General features: G+C 58.5%; 14 protein-coding genes and 1 pseudogene. 5 read left to right on the forward strand and 10 right to left on the reverse strand.

Going from position 1 to position 21519, the window contains the following annotated elements; genetic code table 11:
* Positions 1-76: 76 nt before the first annotated feature.
* Entirely contained in the window at positions 77-1354 is a 1278-nt protein-coding gene (gene csiE / locus M8013_RS17465; RefSeq protein WP_271269046.1) for a stationary phase inducible protein CsiE, read from the forward strand.
* Here the strand turns inward: csiE and M8013_RS17470 are convergent.
* The 4 genes from M8013_RS17470 to M8013_RS17485 all read right to left on the reverse strand — a co-directional run bounded on the left by M8013_RS17470 (position 1351) and on the right by M8013_RS17485 (position 8194).
* Positions 1351-2487 (reverse strand): 3-phenylpropionate MFS transporter, encoded by a 1137-nt coding sequence (locus M8013_RS17470; RefSeq protein ID WP_271269047.1) that lies wholly within the window; start codon positions 2485-2487, stop codon positions 1351-1353. The two genes, csiE and M8013_RS17470, sit on opposite strands and share 4 nt — an antisense overlap.
* Before the next feature lie 72 nt (positions 2488-2559).
* Positions 2560-3405 carry an aldose 1-epimerase gene (locus M8013_RS17475; RefSeq protein WP_271269048.1) on the reverse strand — a complete coding sequence of 282 codons (846 nt, stop codon included), beginning with the start codon at positions 3403-3405 and terminating at the stop codon, positions 2560-2562.
* Positions 3405-4847 carry a sugar porter family MFS transporter gene (locus M8013_RS17480; protein ID WP_271269049.1) on the reverse strand — a complete coding sequence of 481 codons (1443 nt, stop codon included), beginning with the start codon at positions 4845-4847 and terminating at the stop codon, positions 3405-3407. Before M8013_RS17480 ends, M8013_RS17475 begins: the two co-directional genes overlap by 1 nt.
* A 71-nt stretch (positions 4848-4918) precedes the next feature.
* The gene (locus tag M8013_RS17485) at positions 4919-8194 is read right to left on the reverse strand and encodes a DUF5107 domain-containing protein (RefSeq protein ID WP_271269050.1); all 3276 of its coding nucleotides are present in this window, start codon (positions 8192-8194) and stop codon (positions 4919-4921) included.
* 115 nt (positions 8195-8309) lie between these two features.
* Between M8013_RS17485 and M8013_RS17490 the strand changes: the two genes are divergently transcribed.
* Together M8013_RS17490 and M8013_RS17495 are read left to right on the forward strand one after the other, a co-directional pair.
* Positions 8310-9506: an ROK family transcriptional regulator gene (locus tag M8013_RS17490; RefSeq protein ID WP_271269051.1), complete on the forward strand. Its 1197-nt coding sequence runs from the start codon at positions 8310-8312 to the stop codon at positions 9504-9506.
* 126 nt (positions 9507-9632) lie between these two features.
* Positions 9633-10055, forward strand: a complete 423-nt coding sequence (locus tag M8013_RS17495) for a DoxX family protein (protein ID WP_271269052.1) — start codon at positions 9633-9635, stop codon at positions 10053-10055.
* A 49-nt stretch (positions 10056-10104) separates the two neighbouring features.
* Here M8013_RS17495 and glyA read toward each other — a convergent pair whose 3' ends face one another.
* Entirely contained in the window at positions 10105-11358 is a 1254-nt protein-coding gene (gene glyA / locus M8013_RS17500) for a serine hydroxymethyltransferase (RefSeq protein WP_271269053.1), read from the reverse strand.
* Between the two features lie 308 nt (positions 11359-11666).
* Here glyA and hmpA point away from each other — a divergent pair, with 308 nt between their 5' ends.
* Complete coding sequence (gene hmpA / locus M8013_RS17505; RefSeq protein WP_271269054.1) at positions 11667-12857, forward strand: NO-inducible flavohemoprotein; 1191 nt, start codon at positions 11667-11669, stop codon at positions 12855-12857.
* Positions 12858-12936: 79 nt separating this feature from the next.
* Here hmpA and glnB read toward each other — a convergent pair whose 3' ends face one another.
* From glnB to purL, 5 genes are all read right to left on the reverse strand, one after another.
* Positions 12937-13275 carry a nitrogen regulatory protein P-II gene (gene glnB, locus M8013_RS17510; protein ID WP_271269055.1) on the reverse strand — a complete coding sequence of 113 codons (339 nt, stop codon included), beginning with the start codon at positions 13273-13275 and terminating at the stop codon, positions 12937-12939.
* A gap of 72 nt (positions 13276-13347) precedes the next feature.
* Positions 13348-14685, reverse strand: a complete 1338-nt coding sequence (glrR, locus tag M8013_RS17515; protein ID WP_271269056.1) for a two-component system response regulator GlrR — start codon at positions 14683-14685, stop codon at positions 13348-13350.
* A complete protein-coding gene (gene qseG, locus M8013_RS17520) occupies positions 14682-15458 on the reverse strand; it encodes a two-component system QseEF-associated lipoprotein QseG (RefSeq protein ID WP_271269057.1) in 777 nt (258 codons plus the stop codon). The genes glrR and qseG overlap by 4 nt, the downstream gene beginning before the upstream one ends.
* Positions 15455-16888, reverse strand: coding sequence for a two component system sensor histidine kinase QseE/GlrK (gene qseE, locus M8013_RS17525; RefSeq protein ID WP_271269058.1), 1434 nt, complete (start codon positions 16886-16888; stop codon positions 15455-15457). Before qseE ends, qseG begins: the two co-directional genes overlap by 4 nt.
* Positions 16889-17420: 532 nt before the next feature.
* The gene (purL, locus tag M8013_RS17530; protein ID WP_271269059.1) at positions 17421-21308 is read right to left on the reverse strand and encodes a phosphoribosylformylglycinamidine synthase; all 3888 of its coding nucleotides are present in this window, start codon (positions 21306-21308) and stop codon (positions 17421-17423) included.
* Positions 21309-21344: 36 nt separating this feature from the next.
* Here purL and M8013_RS23635 point away from each other — a divergent pair.
* A pseudogene (locus M8013_RS23635) lies at positions 21345-21431 on the forward strand (hypothetical protein); the annotation flags it as partial.
* Positions 21432-21519: the final 88 nt, after the last annotated feature.

Below are 21519 nucleotides of genomic sequence, written 5' to 3' on the forward strand. Positions count from 1 at the left end.
GAAAGACCTTCCGGTGCGCTTTCTGGCGGGCATCCTTTAGCTATTCTTATCAGACACACTTACTGGAACCCGACAGATGATGATGACTCTCGAAATGCCATCTGCACTTTCCAGTTCGCAGCGTCGCTGCCAGGTTCTGTTAATGCTCTATATTCCGGGCTTCAGCGCCACCGTGCAACGCATCGGTGAAATCAATGGCGTTGATGGCACTCTGACCCGGCAGGATATTGCCGAGACACGCATTGAGATCCAGCGCTATCACCGACTCGACATTGCGACACACCCTGATGGCAGCTACCGGATTGAAGGCACCCACCTCGACCAACGTCTATGCCTGCTGCACTGGCTGCGCCGGGCGTTACGCCTGTGCCCGCACTTTATCGCGCAGCAGTTTACCCCATCTCTGAAGACCACGCTAAAGCAACTCGGCATTGCGCGAACCTTATATGACGATACCAATCTGCGCGCGCTGATCAATTTCTGCGCCCGTCGCCTGCAGCGTCAGTTTGAGTGCCGCGACGTGCAGTTTTTACAGCTCTATTTGCAGTACTGTCTGCTGCAACATCATCTGGGCCAGACTCCGCAGTTTTCGCCGGTGCAGCGCAGCTGGACCGAGTCGCGCGGCGAATACCTGATGGCGCAGGAGATCGTCCGCCACTGGCAGCGCCGCGTGGTATTGCTGCCCCACGTCGATGAGCAACCGTTTCTGACCCTGCTGTTTATGATGCTGCGTACCCCCGACCCCGTGCGCGACGCCCATCAGCAGGATGAGCGCCTGCGCCGCACCATCGCCCGGATGATCGCGCGCTTTCGCGGGCAAACCGGGATGCATTTCAGCGACGAACAGGGGCTGACCGACCAGCTGTATATTCATCTGGCCCAGGCGCTGGATCGCTCCCTGTTTGGCATTGGCATCGACAACAGCCTGCCCGAAGAGATCACCCGCCTCTACCCGCGGCTGATGCGCACTACCCGGGAGGTGATGTTTGAGCTGGAAGCCGAGTTTGGTCTGCGCTTTTCCGAAGAGGAGTCGAGCCTGGTAGCGGTGATTTTTGGCGCGTGGCTGATGCAGGAGAACGATCTGCATGAAAAGCAGGTGGTGTTACTGACCGGGGGAGATAAAGCCTGTGAGGAGTTGATTGAACAGCAGCTGCGGGAGTTGACCCTGCTGCCGCTCAACATTCGCTATGTGACGTTGCAAACCTTCCAGAAAGAGGGCGCGCCGCGCGAAGCCGCGCTGGTGATCACCCCCTACGCCACCGCCCTGCCGCTGTTCTCGCCGCCGCTCATTCATGCCGTTGAGACCCTGAATGCGCAGCAGCAGGAACATATTCGCGTAATGCTGGAGTCTTAGCGCGCTGCGACCTGCGGGCGCAGCAGCATCGCGGGCAGCGCCACCAGCGCCATTACCCAGAAGACACCGTGACCGAGATGCTGATACAAGAACCCGGCAAAAACGGTCATGATCGCAATGCTGCCGCCCATTGCCACCGCAGAGTAGACGGCCTGCAGGCGGATCACCTCACTGCCTTCCCGCGCAGAAATGTAGCGCATCGCCGCCAGATGGCACACCGTAAAGGTGCCGCAGTGCAGAATTTGCGCCACTATCAGCCACGGCAATTCATGCGTCCAGCCCATAATCCCCCAGCGAAGCACGCCGCAGACGGCTGACAGCAGCAGCAGATCCCGGGCACTGAATCGGCGGAACAGCCGGTTGCTGAGGGCAAAAATAATCACTTCTGCCACCACGCCAAGCGACCACAGGTAGCCCACCGCCGACGCCGAATACCCCACGCCCTGCCAGTAGATGGCGCTAAAGCCGTAGTAGGCCGCATGTGCGCCCTGCAGCAGGCAGACGCAGGCGAGAAAACGCCAGCTCTGTGCCACCAGCGCACGCCAGGCTGGCCAGCCTGCGCTCTCCTGCTGACGGGTTTCCCCCTGCGGCATCACCGAAGGGCGCAGCAGCATCCCGAGCAGCATCGACAGAAGCCCCACGCTCAGCAGCGCCAGTATGGCCTGATAGTCATACAGGCTCACCAGTTTACCCACCAGCGCCGAACCAATCACAAAGGCAATTGAGCCCCACAGCCGCACCCGGCCGTAGTCCATGGTGATCTGTTTTTGCCAGGTGTTGGCCAGAGCATCCGTCAGCGGCACCAGCGGCGAGAAAAAGAGGTTAAAGCCGACCATCACCACCACCAGCCAGGCGAACTGCTGGCTGACCCAGAAGCCCGCCGCAAACACCAGTGTGAGCAGCGCCAGCACGCGCACGGCGTTGATCAGTAACGCGGGATCGCTGACACGCGGGGCAATCAGCAGGCTGCCGAGAAAACGCGCCACCAGGCCGGAGCCCAGTAGGATGCCGATCATCTCCGGGGTGAGGCCGATTCCCGCGAGCCAGACGCTCCAGAAAGGCAGAAAAATACCGTAGCTGAAAAAATAGGTGAAGTAGCTGAGCGCCAGCCAGCGTGTGGAATGCAAAACCATGAATCCCTCCCGTTTTGGAGGCGCTAGTCTGGCGTTTAAACAGGGCTGGCGCAAGCGGGTATTAACCGCGTTTTAACATCCCTGGGCTGCGGTTTCGACCGCAATTTCCATCGCCAGATGGGTGCTCTCTTGCGGGCCCAACGCCACCAGTCCAGGCTGTCCGGCCATCTGATGGGCGTTGACCGGATGGCTCTGCGGCTCAAGGCACAGGAACGATCCACCCGACATTCGAAACAGCATTAACCACGGAGTTTGCGCTGCAATTGTGATATTCATCACATCGCGCGCTATCGTCGCCACGCCATTCCAGCCGGAATAGCCGATATTCAGCCAGCGATCGCCCCCGTGCTGTGCGCGAGTGAAATCGATATCGGGCGGGATGTCGCCCTGCCACGCCAGCGGTAAATGGTGCTCGCCTTCCGGCCAGAAACCGCTCGCACCAAATTGCACCCGGCTGTGCGCATCAAAACAAAACCATGGGTGAAATCCCAGGCCGTACAGCATGGGTTGCTTGCCAAGATGGGTGAGCGTCAGCTCCGCGCGCAAAACCTGGTCACGCAACTGATAATGCAGCCTGGCCTGGTAATCAAAGCCGCAGGGATGCTGGCTGCGCACCGTGAGTACGCAACCGGTCTGCGTCAGCGAGGCCACCTGCCAGCGCTGAAGCCAGCCATCACCGTGCAAAAAGAAGCGCGCATCAACCGGGCTTTTCGGCAGCACAATCTCCCGCCCCCGAAACGCAAAGCGATTCCCGGCGACCCGGTTTGCCAGCGGCAACATCGGGAACAACGCGCTGTCGCCCCCGTCCCATAAAACGGGCTGCCCGTGCGTAAGGGAATCCAGCGACTGCAATCCGCCTCCCTGCGGATTGACGCGCATCCGCAGATGCGCGTTTTCTATCACCAGCAGACAGGACATCAGTGCACGCGCCCGGCATCAGGGTTGGCAGCCGTTTTGCTGTGCTGTTTTTCCAGCTGCTCCTCCAGCGCTTCCAGCGTCACGCCTTTGGTTTCCGGGACGTTACGCAGAATATAGAGATACCCCGCGGCACAAATCACGCCGTACAGCAAGAAGCTGCCCGCCGCGCCCAGCCCTGCATTCAGCAGCGGGAAGGTGTAGGTCAGCAGGAAGCAGGCAATCCACAGCGCCAGCGTCCCCATCGACATCGCCAGCCCGCGCACGCGGTTGGGGAAAATCTCCGACAGCAGCACCCAGGTCACCGGGGCCAGCGTCAGGGCATAGATGGCAATCGCCGCCAGCACCAGCAGCAGAACCGGCCAGCCCATAATGTTCATCGCGTAGGCGCTGGCGATCAGCACGTAGATGACCGTTAAACCCGACGCGCCCAGCAGCATCAGCTTGCGGCGGCCGATGCGGTCCACCAGCGGCAGCGCGGCCAGGGTAAAGATAAGGTTGATGATGCCGGTAGCGACGATCGATTTCAGGGTGTCGTTGATATCAAACCCGGCGGAGGCAAAGATCTCCTGCGCATAGTTGAAGATGACGTTGATCCCACACCACTGCTGGAACATCGCCAGCACCATGCCGATGATGACGATCGGTTTAACCTGTGGCTGCAACAACGTCGAGAACGCCACCTTCTGAGTATCTTTTTCCAGGGTGTGAGCAATCTCTTTTAAGGTCTGGCTGGCGTACTCCGGCGAGCCAAGGCGTTCCAGCATCGCGCGCGCACGTTCCGGCTTTCCGGCCTTCATCAGCCAGCGTGGTGATTCCGGGACAAAGAACATCAGCACCAGAAACGCCAGTGCCGGGACCAGCTCGGCACCAAACATCCAGCGCCAGCCGGTGTGTCCGTTCCAGGTATGGACGATGGTCTCCTGGGTTGCCCCTGCCGCCACCGGCTCGGCAATCATCAGGTTGATCAGCTGCGCCGCCAGCACGCCAATCACAATGGTTAACTGATTAATGGCCACGAAACGACCGCGTTTTTCCGCCGGGCTGACCTCGGCGATATACAGCGGGCTGAGCGCGGAGGCCAGGCCAATCCCAACCCCGCCGACGATGCGATACACCACGAACATATCAAAACTGGTCGCCACCGCCGTGCCCCACGCCGATGCGCTGAACAGCACCGCCGAGAGGATAAGCGGACGTTTACGGCCAAATTTGTCGGCGCACCAGCCGGAAATCAACGCCCCAAAGATACAGCCCACCAGCGCGGAACTCATCGCCCAGCCAGACTGCGCCGGATCGGTAATCGAGAACCAGGCCTCATAGAAGGGCTTGGCCCCGCCAATCACGACCCAGTCGTAGCCAAACAGTAATCCACCGCAGGCGGCGACCAGACAAATTGTCCAGACGTAGCCCATTTTCAGTTGTGTCTGCGCGCAGTTATTCATGTTGATTCCTCTTTAAGGGAAACGCAGGGTACAGAGGGTTAACAGGTGAGTTCCCCCACCTGTCGGGTCAGTTAATGGAAAATGCCTGCTGCTTGCGCATGCTGAATCAGATGCGCTTTGTCATGAGCCGGATGCAGCGCCAGTAAGGCACCGAGCAGGCGTGAACAGGCTGCGCTGTCGCCGCATCCGGCCTGGCCCAGCGCTTCGATGAACAGGCAATGCTGCTGATGCTGCTGCCCGGCGGGCGTATCCAGCACCACCAGGTCCGGCAGCGAGACAGCAAAGAAATCGGCCTCCGGGACGTCGTCGCGATGGGCTTGTACCCAGGCGAGGAACCCCTCGAAGTGACGCTCAGCCGCCGCGCTGTCGCCCAGCTGGCGTAGCGCCATTCCCTGCCAGAACAGATAATCGGCAGGCTGATCGTTGTAGTAGCGCCCCGCGTCAAGCGTTGTGCCGCCCTGCGCCGCACGGGTAAAGCAGCGCTGCGCCTCGGCCTGACGGTCGCAACGGGCGTGGCAATAGCCCAGCAGATACCAGATATCGTTATCGGTTTGCCCCGGCAGCCGCCCTTCCCCCAGGTTATGCGGATAGCGCAGTGCCGACTGCAGCAGCGCAATGGCATCGTCATACGCGCCGCTGGCGATGTGCTGTAACGCACGATGCTGCTGATTGAGCAGATACTGACCGGTCACTTTGCCTTCACCGCCTTCCCATGGGTGGAACTGGCGGGCGCTAAGCACCTCGGCGGCACTGCTGTACTGCCCGGCGCAGTGCCATAAACTCAGCAGCTCAGCGGTCAGGTCATCGCGCTTGAGCGCCACCTTTTCTCGCACAGTGAGCCGCTCCAGCCGTGTCGCCACCGGTTGGCCGGTGAGCTTATTGAGGTAGTCGAGCTCAAACAGGAAGCGCGGGTTGTCTGGCTCCAGCGCCACGGCACGTTGCAGATACCGCTGCGCCTGCGCCAGATTGTGCTGTTTGTTCCAGGCGTAGATCCCCAGCAGGCGGTGTGCAGGGGCAAACTGCGGCTCGTGCTCAAGGGTGGATTGCCAGCAGCTCACCGCCTCGTCGTAACGGCGTTTGCTGTACCAGAAGCAGCCCAACAGATAGCGGGCGAACGGATCGTCCTGCAGGCTTTGCAGCATTTGCACTTCATCCAACGCGTTCGGGAAACGCACCCGGTTGGGCTCGCAGCGTCGGGCGGCCGCAATAAAGCGCGCACGTTCAGCAGGCTCATGGCTGAGCGCGGCGCGCCACAGCTGCGGCAGGGTTTCCTGGCTGTCGATCACATCCAGCATCGCACGCGCGGCATCGCCCATGCCCATCGAGGTCAACCAGCCCGCCAGCACACAGGCATTCGCCCCGCGGCGTCCGGTAACTTGCACCAGCTTGTCGCGCGACGCCGCATCCTGGCTTATCGCCCAGCGTGCGCAGTGCAGCGCATAGCTGAGGGGATGACTGAGCAGGCAACCCTCAATGTAGGTCAGCGCCGCCTCTTTGCCGCCCACCTCAGCCAGCGCAAGCGCCTTCAGCCCCATCGCCAGATTGTTGCTGGCATTGATTCCCAGGCTGACGTCGACTTTTTCCAGCGCATCGGCATAATTGCCGCGCTTCATCGCCAGCCGCGCCAGCGACCAGAATGCCGCATCACGGCAGTTCCCGCTCCACGAGGCTTTGTAGTAGTGATCCCACGCGGCGTCGTCTTTCCCCTGACGCTCCAGCGCCGTCGCCAGCAGCTGGCTGGCTTCACCATCGCGCGGGTTCTTATTCAGATGATGGGCGCGAACCAGCGCCGCCTCGGCACAGCGCTGCGCCAGCGACCAGTCGGCGCGGTTAAGTGCCAGCGTACCCAGCGCCACGTTGTTACGATAGTCGTGGGCGTCCAGCGCCAGCGCCCGGCGGTAGTAATCTTCTGCAGAGCGGCTGGCGTGGTTGTACTGCTCCAGATGCTGACCAATAAAATAGAGCTCATCGCTGTTGCTGATGTTTTCTGCCAGCGCAGGTGCGCTCGCGGGATCGGGCAGCGGCGTCTCCTGCGCAATATGCTCCAGATAATGCAGCAGGGTGCGGCCCGCTGCGTCTTTGACCGTCAGGGTTAAACACTGCGGGCCATTGTCGGCAAGCTGATGCTGCCAGCTTTCCCCCGGTTGCAGGGTCAGTTCGGTTTCCCAGACGGGCTGTCCGTCGGCGGTCAGTTCGAGGCGCACGGCATTCAGCGGTGCGATGGCGTAAAGGCCAAGATGAAGCTGCTGCTCAGCGCGCTCCAGCTTGATCGCCAGTTGGGTGTTGGCGTTCTGCACCCTTCCCAGCTCGCTGTATGGCAGGAAGTTCTGCACAAAGATCTTCTCTTCGTACGGTGCAAGCCAGGTGAAATCAGGCTGGTTATCGGTAAAGACGCCGGTCATCAGCTCGATATACGGGCCGTTGTCGTCGGTCAGATTACGATCCCAGGCGCGGCCAAAATCGTCATGACCCCACGACCACTGTTTTTTGCCCGGTGAAACGTGGTGATCGGCCACGTGCAGTAAGCCGCCCCGCTCGCCGTGATGGTACGCGCCGACAAAATCGTAAGCCGACTTTTCGGCCATGTATGACGTCGGCACCGGCACGTTTTTGTAGCGCGAGATATCCACCCCCGCCGAGTAGTCGACTTTATAGTAGGTTCCCGTGGCGATCGGGAAGGCGGAGACGTCGCGCTTGCCATGGTCGAACACCGCGGTGACATCCGGCGGGAAGACGCTCTGATGATCGTCCCCGCCTTTCACCGCCGGGTTCGCCCACCACAGGAAATGGCGCGGCGTGGCGTTGCCGTTAAAGACTTTGCCGGTAATTTCAATCAATGCCCGGTCAGGGTACAGCGTGAACCCGGTCATCACCTGCAGACCGCGCATCGGCTCGGCTTCACCCATCCAGACGGTTTGTGCGCCGTTATCCGTTTGCTGGAAGATGGCATCGACAGGCATAAAGGTGGTCGGGCGATGATGCTGCGGCCAGTTAAATTCGATCCCGCCGGAAATCCACGGCCCCAGCAAGCCCACCAGCGCCGGTTTCACCACTTCGTTGTAGTAAACGAAGTCGCGCTGCTGGACCTTGTCATACGCACGATGAATACGTCCGCCCAGTTCCGGCAGCAGCATAATGCGGATAAAGTCATTTTCCATCCACACGGCCTGGTAATCACGAACCTCACGTTTCCCCGTCAGGGTATCGGTCACACCGTATGGATAGACCGCGCCAGACGAGCCCTGATAAACCCTTTTCTCGAGAAACATCGGGTTGGTATCTTCAGCACCGGTGGTCCACGTCGGTAATGCGACGGTCTCCCGCCATACTTTAACGGCTCCAGACATATTCCCTCTCCAGTAAACAAATAACAGTGAAAGACGATAAGATGGCAGTGTAGAGAGGAATTCAGCGGGCAGATTGCGTAATGCTCACGCAATACAATTAACGGAGTTTAGTGAAATGCGAATAAGCGGTCTGAATAACCAAAGGGTGCGCCAGCATAACCGACGCACGATCATGACTCTGGTCTGGCGCCTCAAGCGCCTGAGCAAATCGCAGCTGGCCCAGCACACCGGGCTGTCTATTCCTGCTGTCAGCAAAATCATTGATGAGCTGGTGACGGACGGAAAACTGAGCCATTCCAGTGAAAATCTCAGCAACCGGGGGATGAACAGCGGCCACTATCAAATCCCGGACGATGGCCCACTGATACTGTGCATGAATGTCAGCCCCACCAGCATCGAAAGCCAGCTGATCGACGCCCGCATGTTGCCAGTGGGGGATTTTAGCTGGACCGACGTCAACGCCCAGACGCCAGAAGCGCTGTTGAAAGCCATCGAAAATTTGTGGCAACAGCAGCGCAAACGCTGGCCGGGCCAGCGGATCAATCTGGCGCTGGGGATCCACGGACAGGTCGATACCGCCACCGGGGTGTCCCAGACCATGCCGCAGGCACCGTGGAAAAAACCGGTGCAGATTAAGTATCTGCTGGAAGAAAAACTGGGGATCACGGTGAGGGTGGATAACGACTGCGTGATGTTGGCGTTGGCGGAAAAATGGCAAAACCCGCAGAACCGGGACGATTTCTGCGTGATAAACGTCGACTACGGCATCGGCTCTTCGTTTGTTATCAACGGGCAAGTGTATCGCGGCACGCTTAACGGCAGCGGACAAATTGGCCACACCATTTTTGATCGCGACGGCGTGGCCTGCGCCTGCGGGCGCTATGGTTGCCTCGAAACCGTTGCGTCGCTGTCGGCACTCAAAAAACAGGCGCGGGTGTGGCTCAAATCGCAGCCCGGCTCCCTGAGCCTCGACCCGGATGCGCTCACCAGCCTGCAACTGCTGGACGCCTGGCGTCACGGTGACGCCAATATTCAGCGCTGGGCAGAACAGGCGGCCAACGCCATCGGGCTGACGCTATACAACCTGCTCAATATCCTCAATATCAATCAGATCTGGTTTTACGGCCGCAGCTGCGCGTTTGGTGAACCCTGGCTGCAGACCATTAATCGCCAGATTGGTTTTACTCCTTTCGACCAGGGTGATGCGGGACGCACCCGGCAGACTGAGATCGCATTTGGTGGCTTAACCCGCCAGCAGCAAATCATCGGCATCGGGTATTTGTTTGTCGAGGATGCACTGGAAGCCGGCTAGCGGGAACATGTCGCAGTTGCGCGAAATGACATCATCCTGATGTCTGATTGATGAAGGAAAGTGGCATGGCGGGCCGGCAATTTGTGTATTAGCTTTAAGAGAAACCCACCCACAAACGAGCCTGCCATGAACGCACTACGCTATTTCGATTTCGGCCAGTCCCGCCCGCTGATCCTGTTGATTGCCCGTATCGCCATTGTGGCGCTGTTTATTATCTTCGGCCTGCCTAAGATGACCGGTTTCGACGGTACGGTGCAGTACATGACCAGGCTGGGTACCCCGATGCCAATGCTGGCCGCCATCATTGCGGTGATTATGGAAGTACCGGCCGCGATCCTGATCGTGCTGGGCTTTTTCACCCGGCCGCTGGCGGTGCTGTTTGTCTTTTATACCCTGGGCACGGCAGTGATTGGTCACCCCTACTGGGATATGAGTGGCGATGCGGTGATGCCGAATATGATTAACTTCTATAAGAACGTCAGTATTGCGGGGGCGTTTCTGCTGCTGGCGGTTACCGGGCCGGGCTCTCTCTCCATCGACCGACGCTAGATAAAACAAAGGCCGCTTACGCGGCCTTAATTATTTCTGCCAGGCAGAATTATGCGTAAACCGGGAAGCGTGCGCAGATATCCAGCACTTTGCCCTTCACGCGTTCGATAATCGCTTCATCGTTGATGTTGTCCAGCACATCACACATCCAGCCAGCCAGCTCTTTCACTTCCGCTTCTTTAAAGCCGCGGCGCGTTACAGCCGGGGAGCCGATACGGATACCCGAGGTCACAAACGGGCTCTTCGGATCGTTTGGTACGCTGTTCTTGTTGACGGTGATGTTGGCACGGCCCAGCGCAGCGTCAGCTTCTTTACCGGTCAGGTTTTTATCAACCAGATCCAGCAGGAACAGGTGGTTCTCTGTACCGCCAGACACCACTTTGTAGCCGCGGTTCAGGAACACTTCCACCATCGCTTTGGCGTTTTTAGCAACCTGGTGCTGGTAAACTTTGAACTCTGGCTCCATCGCTTCTTTCAGCGCCACAGCTTTAGCAGCGATAACGTGCATCAGCGGGCCGCCCTGCGCGCTCGGGAAGACGGCAGAGTTCAGTTTCTTGTACAGATCTTCATCACCGCCTTTCGCCAGGATCAGGCCGCCACGCGGACCCGCCAGGGTTTTGTGGGTGGTAGTGGTGACAACGTGTGCATGTGGAACCGGGTTCGGGTAAACGCCTGCGGCGATAAGACCGGCAACGTGCGCCATGTCAACGAACAGGTATGCGCCGATGCTGTCTGCGATTTCACGCATTTTAGCCCAGTCAACAACGCCGGAGTACGCCGAGAAACCGCCGATGATCATCTTCGGTTTGTGGGTCTGAGCCTGTTTCGCCATGTCTTCGTAGTCAATTTTACCGGCTTCATCAATACCGTAAGGAATGATGTTGTACAGCTTGCCAGAGAAGTTAACCGGAGAACCGTGAGTCAGGTGACCACCTTGCGCCAGGTTCATACCCAGAACGGTATCGCCCGGCTGCAGCAGCGCGGTGTACACCGCGAAGTTAGCCTGAGAACCGGAGTGCGGCTGCACGTTGGCGTAATCAGCGCCAAACAGCTCTTTTGCACGGTCAATCGCCAGTTGTTCAACGATATCAACGTACTCGCAACCGCCGTAATAGCGTTTGCCCGGATAACCTTCAGCGTATTTGTTGGTCAGCTGAGAACCCTGCGCCTGCATCACGCGCGGGCTGGTGTAGTTTTCGGAGGCGATCAGTTCGATGTGCTCTTCCTGACGTACTTTTTCCTGCTCCATAGCCTGCCACAGTTCGGCATCATAATCGGCAATGTTCATTTCACGCTTTAACATCCGCATCTCCTGACTCAGCTAACAAGTAAATTTTTGCCCTGAAAAAGGCAGTCCAGTTGGACGACGGGCAACAGTATAACTGATTAGCACGGTGATAACAGGTCTTGACAAACGATTTTACGCAAACGTTTACCTGCCCGTAGCGCAAGGGTTTGAGGAATAAAGAGCTGGCGTTTTTACAGCGGATTTCTTTTCAGGTTTGTGATGCACATAATTCATGTTACACAGAACCATTTACAATGCAGGGTTATTTTTTATAAGATGCATACAAAATACATATTATAAGTCATATCTCAAAGGAAGCTGCTATGTTAGACGCCCAAACCATCGCCACCGTGAAAGCCACCATCCCCCTGCTGGTTGAAACCGGACCTAAACTCACCGCCCATTTTTACGATCGCATGTTCGCCCACAATCCGGAGCTCAAAGAGATTTTCAACATGAGCAACCAGCGTAACGGCGATCAGCGTGAAGCGCTGTTCAACGCCATCGCCGCCTACGCCAGCAACCTTGAGAACCTGGCGGTATTGCTGCCGGCGGTGGAAAAGATTGCCCAGAAGCACACCAGCTTCCAGATCCAGCCTGAGCAGTACAATATTGTCGGCGGTCACCTGCTGGCCACCCTGGATGAGATGTTCAGCCCGGGTCAGGAGGTGCTGGACGCGTGGGGCAAAGCCTACGGCGTGCTGGCAAATGTGTTTATTAACCGTGAAGCGCAGATTTACAGCGAACATGCCGAGAAAACCGGCGGTTGGGAAGGCACCCGTGCTTTTCAGATCGTGGAAAAAACCCCGCGCAGCGCGCTTATCACCAGTTTTGAATTCGAACCCGTCGACGGCAAGCCGGTTGCGGACTATCAACCTGGCCAGTATCTGGGCGTGTGGTTGAAGCCGGAAGGTTTCCCGCATCAGGAAATTCGTCAGTACTCCCTGACCCGCAAGCCGAACGGCAAAGGCTACCGTATCGCGGTGAAACGTGAAGACGGCGGTCAGGTCTCAACCTGGCTGCATAACAGCGCTAACGTCGGTGACGTGGTACATCTGGCCGCACCAGCAGGCGATTTCTTTATGGCGGTAGAGGCCACGACCCCGGTGACGTTGATCTCCGCAGGCGTGGGCCAGACCCCAATGCTGGCGATGCTGGATACGCTGGCGAAATCTGCGCATGGCGCGCAGGTGAACTGGTTCCACGCAGCGGAAAACGGCGATGTGCACGCTTTTGACGACGAAGTAAAAACCATTGCCGCCGCGCTGCCGGACTTCCACGCTCACACCTGGTACCGTCTGCCGAGCGACGACGATCGTGCCCAGGGCCTGTTTGGCAGCGAAGGTCTGATGGATTTAGCGCAGTATAAAGAGCAGCTTAGCGCAGCGAATATGCAGTTCTACGTTTGTGGTCCGGTGGCGTTTATGCAGTTTGCCGCTCAGCAGTTGGTTGAACTGGGCGCGAATAAAGACAACATTCACTACGAATGCTTCGGCCCGCATAAGGTGCTGTAATGCAAAAAGCCCCTCACTCTGGAGGGGCTTTTTTTTGCCCGTTGGCGCTTCGCTTGCGCGGGCCTGCGGGTTTTAGCTGTTAAATCGCTTCGTCGTCTTCTTCACCGGTACGGATGCGGATCACGCGCGCGACGTCAAAGACGAAGATTTTGCCGTCACCGATTTTGCCGGTCTGCGCGGTACGAATAATGGTATCCACGCAGGTATCAACGATGTCGTCCGACACCACGATCTCAATTTTGACCTTCGGCAGGAAATCGACCATGTATTCCGCGCCACGGTACAGCTCCGTGTGGCCCTTCTGACGCCCAAAGCCTTTTACTTCCGTCACCGTCATCCCGGTGATGCCGACTTCTGCCAGCGCTTCGCGTACGTCATCCAGTTTGAACGGTTTAATAATCGCATCAATCTTTTTCATGGGGTCCTTCTTGCCTGTCAGCAGCCTCGTAATCGATTGCTCACAGTAGCATATCATTCGGATTTTACGGAATTACTCTTTAAAGTCGTTTGCTTCCAGCTCGTGGCGCGACAGCAGTTTGTAAAACTCGGTGCGGTTGCGCCCAGCCATCCGCGCGGCATGGGTGACGTTGCCTTTGGTGATCTGCAGCAGCTTGCGCAGATAGTTGAGTTCAAACTGGTTACGCGCTTCGGCGAAGGTCGGTAAGGCGGTGTTTTCCCCTTCCAGCGCCTGCTCCACCAGCGCGTCGCTGATCACCGGCGAGGAGGTTAGCGCCACGCACTGCTCAATCACGTTTACCAGCTGGCGGACGTTACCGGGCCAGCTGGCGGTCATCAGACGTTTCATCGCATCGGTGGAGAATGCCCGCACAAACGGCTTATGCCGCTCGGCGGACTGACGCAGCAGTTGGGTGGCCAGCAGGGGAATATCTTCTGCCCGTTCCGCCAGCGCCGGGATTTTGAGGTTAACAACGTTCAGGCGATAGAACAGGTCTTCGCGAAATTCGTTGCGCGCCATCGCTTTGGGCAGATCCCGGTGGGTGGCGGAGATAATACGCACGTTGATGTCGATATCGCGGTTGCTGCCCAGCGGCCTGACCTTGCGCTCCTGCAGGACGCGCAGCAACTTGACCTGCAGGGGCGCAGGCATGTCGCCAATTTCGTCGAGGAATAATGTGCCGCCTTCCGCCGCCTGGAACAGTCCTTCACGACTGCTGACCGCGCCGGTAAAAGCCCCGCGCGCGTGACCAAACAGCTCCGACTCCAAAAGCTGTTCCGGCAGTGCCCCGCAGTTGATGGCGATAAAGGCCTTTTTGCCGCGCGGGCTGGCGTTGTGAATGGCCTGGGCGAAGATCTCTTTCCCGGTGCCGCTCTGACCGTTAATCAGCACACTGACGTCGGACTGCGCCACCATTCTGGCCTGCTCCAACAGGCGCAGCATGATTGGGCTGCGGGTGACAATCGCCTCCCGCCACTGGTCATCGCCGGAAGGCGCCGCGTGCTCAAGGGCATTGTCGATCGCCTTGTACAGCGCGTCTTTGTCCACCGGCTTGGTGAGGAAGCTGAACACGCCCTGCTGGGTGGCCGCCACCGCATCCGGGATCGAGCCGTGGGCAGTCAGAATGATCACCGGCATGCCGGGCTGCAGTTTCTGGATCTCAGCAAACAGCTGCATGCCGTCCATTTCGTCCATTCGCAGGTCGCTTATCACCAGATCGACCTTCTCGCGCCCCAGCACTCTTAGCCCTTCCTGACCACTTTCAGCGGTCACCACGCTGTAGCCCTCACTCACCAGGCGCATGCCCAGCAGTTTCAGCAAGCCGGGGTCGTCATCCACCAGCAAAAGATGTGCAGGTTTGCGGGTTGTCATGGCTTCACGTCCTCTTGTTGCGGGGCAGCGTTGCCCGGCTCTGCTGGCGCGGCGTCGGATTTGGCCGGTGCTGCCGCACTTTTCGGCGTATCCGGCAGATAATTACTGGCCGGTTTGCGGGTCGAAAGCTGCCGTTCAATATCGGTCAGGTTCTCCAGCTTCCGGGTGGTGGTATCAAGCTGCGAGCGCAAATACTGCTGCTGCTGGCGCAGGGTATCCAACTGGGCATCTGCAGACTGCTGCAATTTGCCGTAGCGGGAGCGCTCCTCCGCCAGCTGCAGCTGTGACACCTGTCCGTCACGCCACAGTTGATACAGCGGGCGTACCTGGGCAGGAATTTGCGCACTCAGAGCATCGAGGCGGGTGGTCAGCAGTCGCCGCTCCACCGGATTAATTTTGGCATTTGCGAGTAAAATGCCCCGTTTAAAGCGCGCCTGCCAGATGTCGTCCGTCCACTGACGGGCCTCTGTGCGGGCCGCGGCAGGCGCAAGACGTTCCGCGCAATCCATGCCGCGCAGCCAGTAAAGCGGGTTACTCTCGGTTTCGTGCCCCTCCAGCTGCCAGATATTATTGCAGTCGGTGGCGAGGAAATCCGCCAGCTGATGATCGGGTAATTTCTCATCCTGCTTATCGCTAATGGCGCTGGTCGGGGCATGCGAAACGCATCCCGCCAGCAGCACGCAGGAGAGGGATAAGCGAATTCTTTTAGCGCAAAACACCGCGTTAATGGCGCGGGAAAAGACGTGTGACATACTCACCAGACTTAGATTCATTTCAGTGATTTTTCCGACTCAAGCGGTAGTTCGATGCGAAAACAGACATCGGTACGGTCGTCAGTGACAAGATTGAGCTCTCCCTGCATACGGCGGATGCAGTCGCGGGCAATACTCAGCCCCAGACCACTCCCCTTAACCGCCCCTTTTCGTTGATGACTCCCCTGGAAAAACGGTTCGAAGATCATCTTTTTTTCGTCATTCGGGATCGGGCTTCCGGTGTTAGCCACGTCAATAAAGACCCGCGAGCCGTGCGTGAAACTGCGGATATAAATGGTACCGGATTCAATACCATAGTGCACCGCATTGGAATAAAGATTATCCAGCACGCTCATCAGCAGCATCGGCTCGGCAAAACAAACGGGAGCCGCGAGCGCCAGTTCAGTATGCATCATTTTAGCGCGGGCAGGCAGGCTGTGAGCGGAGAGCACCATATCCACCAGCGGCGCCAGTTCTACCGTCTCCAGCTCGGGCGCACCGTCTGCCAGTTTACGGTTGTAGTCGAGCAGTTGCTCGATCAGTTTTTGCAGATTGCGGCTGCTGTCATCAAGGATTTCGACAATCTCCCGCTGTTCGGTGGTCAGCGGACCGGCGACCTGGTCGGCCAGCAGTTCGGTGCCTTCACGCATGCTGGCCAGCGGGGTTTTGAGTTCATGGGAGATATGGCGCAGGAACTGGTGGCGCTGGGACTCCAGCCACGCCAGCCGCTCTGAGAGCCAGATGATCCTCTGCCCGACCGAGCGCAGCTCGCGCGGCCCGGTAAAGGCGACGGTATTGCCAAGCGTTCGCCCCTCCCCCAGCCGGTTGATCATCTGCTCGATGCCCTTCACCGGGCCGATGATCATGCGGGTAAACAGCAGCACTAAACCAAGGCTGACCAAAAAGAGCACCAGCGCCTGCCAGCCGAAGAACTGGCCGCGCTCGGCAATCTCCTGCTGAAGCTGCTGCCCGCGTGAGAAGATCACCGACCGGGTGGCCTGCACCATCTCGGTGTTGGCGTTGGCAAAGGATTCCAGCCGCAGCGCGGCCTGGGCATCAGGGCCGCTGTTGTGACACTGCAGCTGCGCCAGCGCATTAATATCCTGACGCAGGGCCTGGTAGAGCTTATCGTCCGGCAGCACGCCGGCGTGCGCGTCGAGCATTTCGCTGTAGCGTTTACGTTGATTCTGATACACCCGCTCCAGCGTCCGGTCGTCGAGCACGCAGTACTGGCGGTAGCTGCGTTCCATCTCCAGCGCCGCATTGGTCATCGCCTCACTGCGTCGGGCATCAATCAGCGTGGTGCGGTTGGTCAGTGCCGCCTGGGCGCTGAGCGCGTTCAGGCTCTGCCATGCCTGCCACGCCAGCACCAGCAGCGGGAGCAGGATCAGCAGAAAAGCCATCATGACTAACTGTCGTAACGAGCGAGGGAAAACTGACCAGCGTTTCAACGCATTACTCTCTGTCGCAGGGGGGCGTGTAGGAGGATGCTAACTGGACAATACGTTAGATACAACAAAGCCGGGTGAAAACCCGGCTTTGTTGTGAAATGAGGCGGTGCCTAACTCGACGTTTCGCCCGGAGGTCTGATAAAGCAAAGCAATAATCAGTAGTTGGACGGCAGGCACCTTTTTGTGCGTCATTCGAAGTTTATGTAGCACGTCCCGAAGGGGCTGACATAAGAGGGTGAATGAGCCACTGGGTATTATTATGCAACAGATGTGCCACAATGCAAATATAAATTTTAAACATCTGAAATATAAAGACATTTAATGAAATGATTGCCCGCGTGTTTCGGTACGGTTTTCAGGCGATCTGTCGCTAATTAGCAACACGCTGGCAGGGTTATTCTAAGAACCAGTAAAATCAATAACTTAAATGTCGCCATTTGGCGACATCGTGTTATAGGGTTTGTCGTAAATATGCGACACCGAGGTGTTGCCGGCCCGGTAAGCGAAGCGCCACCGGGCACAGCGGTGATGCTTAACCCAACTGCTTACGCGCGTTGCGGAAGATACGCATCCATGGGCTATCCTCACCCCAGTTTTCCGGGTGCCAGGAGTTGCTGACGGTACGGAACACGCGCTCAGGGTGCGGCATCATTACCGTTACGCGACCGCTTTCGCTGGTCACGGCGGTGATCCCATTTGCCGAGCCGTTCGGGTTCGCCGGGTAGGTTTGCGTCACTTTGCCGAAGTTATCGACAAAGCGCAGCGCCACCAGACCTTTGCTCTCCAGCTCTGCCAGATGGGCAGCGTTACGCACTTCAACCTGCCCTTCACCGTGGGAAACCGCGATTGGCATCTGCGAGCCCACCATTCCCTGCAGCAGCAGAGACGGGCTTTGCGTCACTTCGACCAGGCTGAAACGCGCTTCGAAGCGATCGGACTGGTTACGCACAAAGCGTGGCCAGGCTTCACTGCCTGGGATCAGCTCGCGCAGGTTCGACATCATCTGGCAGCCGTTACACACGCCCAACGCCAGGGTCTGCGGACGGTGGAAGAAGGTTTCGAACTCATCGCGCACGCGGTCGTTGAAGAGGATAGACTTCGCCCAGCCCTCGCCCGCGCCCAGCACGTCGCCGTAAGAGAAACCGCCGCACGCCACCAGCGCCTGGAAGCTATCCAGACCGGTACGCCCCGCCAGCAGGTCACTCATGTGCACGTCGATAGCATCAAAGCCCGCGCGGTGGAAGGCTGCCGCCATCTCCACGTGCGAGTTAACGCCCTGCTCACGCAGAACCGCCACTTTCGGACGCGCGCCCCTCGCGATGTACGGCGCGGCTACGTCTTCATTGATGTCGAACGAGAGCTTCACGTTCAGACCCGGATCGTTATCGTTGGCTTTCGCCTCGTGCTCCTGGTCGGCGCACGTCGGGTTATCACGCAGACGCTGCATCTGCCAGGTGGTTTCTGCCCACCACATACGCAGCGTGGCGCGGCTTTCGGCAAACACTGTCTGACCGTTGGATTCGATAACAAAACGATCCCCGGTCACCGCTTTACCCAGATAGTGCACGCAGTCGCCGAGGCCGTGTTGCGCCAGCAGCGCTTCAACCGCCTCGCGATCGGCCGCACGCACCTGAATCACCGCACCCAGTTCTTCATTAAACAGCGCGGCCAGACGATCGTCGCCCAGCGTAGCGATGTTCGCTTCCACGCCACAGTGGCCGGTAAAGGCCATCTCCGCCAGCGTTACCAGCAGGCCGCCATCGGAACGGTCGTGATAGGCCAGCAGTTTGCGTTGTGCAACCAGCGCCTGGATGGCGTCGTAGAAGCCTTTCAGTTGCGCTACGTCGCGCACGTCGGCTGCCGTATCGCCCAGCTGACGGTAAACCTGCGCCAGCGCGGTTGCGCCCAGCGCGTTGTGCCCTTTGCCTAAATCGATCAGCAGCAGGGCGTTATCTTCCGTAGAAAGTTGCGGGGTGATGGTGTGACGCACATCGTCCACGCGGGCAAAGGCGGTGATCACCAGCGACAGCGGAGAGGTCATCTCGCGCTGCTCGGCGCCTTCTTGCCAGCGGGTTTTCATCGACATCGAGTCTTTACCCACCGGAATGGTCAGACCCAGCGCTGGACACAGTTCTTCGCCCACCGCTTTAACCGCTTCATACAGCCCGGCGTCTTCGCCCGGGTGACCGGCTGCGGCCATCCAGTTCGCGGACAGTTTGATGCGTTTGATGTCACCAATCTGAGTAGCGGCAATGTTGGTCAGCGCTTCACCGACCGCCAGACGGGCGGAGGCTGCAAAGTCCAGCAACGCAACCGGGGAGCGTTCGCCCAGCGACATCGCTTCACCGTAGTAGCTGTCGAGGCTGGCGGTGGTCACCGCGCAGTTCGCCACCGGGATCTGCCACGGGCCAACCATCTGATCGCGGGCGACCATACCGGTTACGGTGCGGTCACCGATGGTGACGAGGAAGGTTTTTTCCGCCACGGCAGGCAAATGGAGCACGCGGTTGACCGCGTCGGCCACGGTGACACCCTGCAGGTCGAGGGCTTTGCCACTGGCCTTGCGGGTTTGTACGTCGCGGGTCATCTTCGGCGTTTTGCCCAGCAGCACATCCAGCGGCAGGTCAATCGGCTGGTTGTCGAAATGGGTGTCGCTTAAGGAGAGGTGCATCTCTTCGGTGGCTTCACCGATCACCGCGTACGGCGCACGCTCGCGGCGGCACAGCTCATCAAACAGCGGCAGTTGATCCGGGGCGACGGCCAGCACGTAGCGTTCCTGGGATTCGTTACACCAGATTTCCAGCGGGCTCATCCCTGGCTCATCGCTCAGGATGTCACGCAGGTTGAAACGACCACCACGATTACCGTCGCTCACCAGCTCCGGCATGGCGTTAGACAGGCCGCCCGCGCCGACATCGTGAATAAACAGGATCGGGTTGGCTTCACCCAGCTGCCAGCAGCGGTCGATCACTTCCTGGCAGCGGCGTTCCATTTCCGGGTTATCGCGCTGCACCGAGGCAAAATCGAGGTCGGCGTCAGACTGGCCAGAGGCCATCGACGAGGCCGCCCCGCCACCCAAGCCGATATTCATCGCCGGGCCGCCGAGGACGATCAGCTTCGCGCCGACCACGATCTCGCCTTTCTGCACATGATCGGCGCGGATGTTGCCGATCCCGCCAGCCAGCATGATCGGTTTGTGGTAGCCGCGCAGCTCTTCGCCGTTGTGGCTCTCGACTTTCTCTTCGTAGGTACGGAAGTAGCCCGTCAGCGCCGGACGACCAAATTCGTTATTGAATGCTGCGCCGCCTAGCGGGCCGTCAGTCATGATGTCGAGTGCGGTAACAATGCGATCCGGCTTGCCGAAATCTTCTTCCCACGGCTGTTCAAAGCCCGGAATACGCAGGTTAGAGACCGAGAAGCCCACCAGACCGGCTTTCGGTTTTGCCCCGCGTCCGGTGGCGCCTTCGTCACGAATTTCGCCGCCTGAACCGGTCGCCGCACCCGGCCATGGGGAGATCGCCGTCGGGTGGTTATGGGTTTCAACCTTCATCAGGATGTGTGCTGCTTCCTGATGGAAATCATAGCGCCCTGCTTCGCGATCGGCGAAGAAGCGGCCCACCTCGGAACCTTCCATCACCGCGGCGTTGTCTTTATAGGCAGACAGCACGTGGTCAGGGGTCTTTTCCATGGTGTTCTTGATCATTTTGAACAGCGACTTAGGCTGTTGCTCGCCGTCGATAATCCAGTCGGCGTTAAAAATTTTGTGGCGGCAGTGTTCAGAGTTTGCCTGCGCGAACATATACAGTTCGATGTCGTTCGGATTGCGGTTGAGCTTCACAAACGCATCCTGCAGGTAATCAATTTCATCGTCTGCCAGCGCCAGACCTAAACGCAGGTTGGCGTCGATCAGCGCCTGACGGCCTTCACCCAGCAGATCTACGCTCTGCACCGGCGCAGGCTGGTGGTGAGAGAACAGCTTTTGCGCATCATCCAGAGAGGCAAACACGCTCTCCATCATGCGGTCGTGCAGTTCGCTCGCCACAACCGCCCACTGTGCGTCAGTCAGAGTGGAGGCTTCAACGTAATAGGCGACGCCGCGCTCAAGACGGCTCACCTGGCTCAGGCCACAGTTGCGGGCGATGTCGGTTGCTTTAGAAGACCAGGGGGAGATGGTGCCCGGGCGAGGCGTAACCAGCAGGAGTTTACCGTTCGGGGTATGGCTGCTCAGGCTTGGGCCGTATTTCAGCAGGCGTTCAAGTCGGGTCAGCTCCTCTGCCGTTAAGGGAGCGCTCAGGTCAGCAAAATGGACATACTCAGCGTAAATATTGCTTACCGGGAGGTCGGCCGCCTGGAAACGTGCCAGCAGTTTGTTGATACGGAAGGCAGACAGTGCAGGCGAACCACGCAGAATTTCCATCATAAGTCTCTCGTCTTCGAAGCGCCGGAGGCGCTTACAGTGTGCGCAAGGGGGAAAACGGGCGTCATTATAGTGGATCCTGAGCGCCGACGAAACCGTTTGCGTCGTAATAAAATCGATGCATTTTTTTAACCATCGGTGTTGCCTTTCCCGCTAATAAGTTGCCAAGTGACGTAACTTTGCGCAAAATGCCGCGAAATCTTTGGCAATACTT

The sequence above is a fragment of the Silvania confinis genome (genome assembly GCF_025564085.1).
In the GTDB taxonomy this organism is placed as follows: Bacteria; Pseudomonadota; Gammaproteobacteria; order Enterobacterales; family Enterobacteriaceae; genus Enterobacter; species Enterobacter confinis.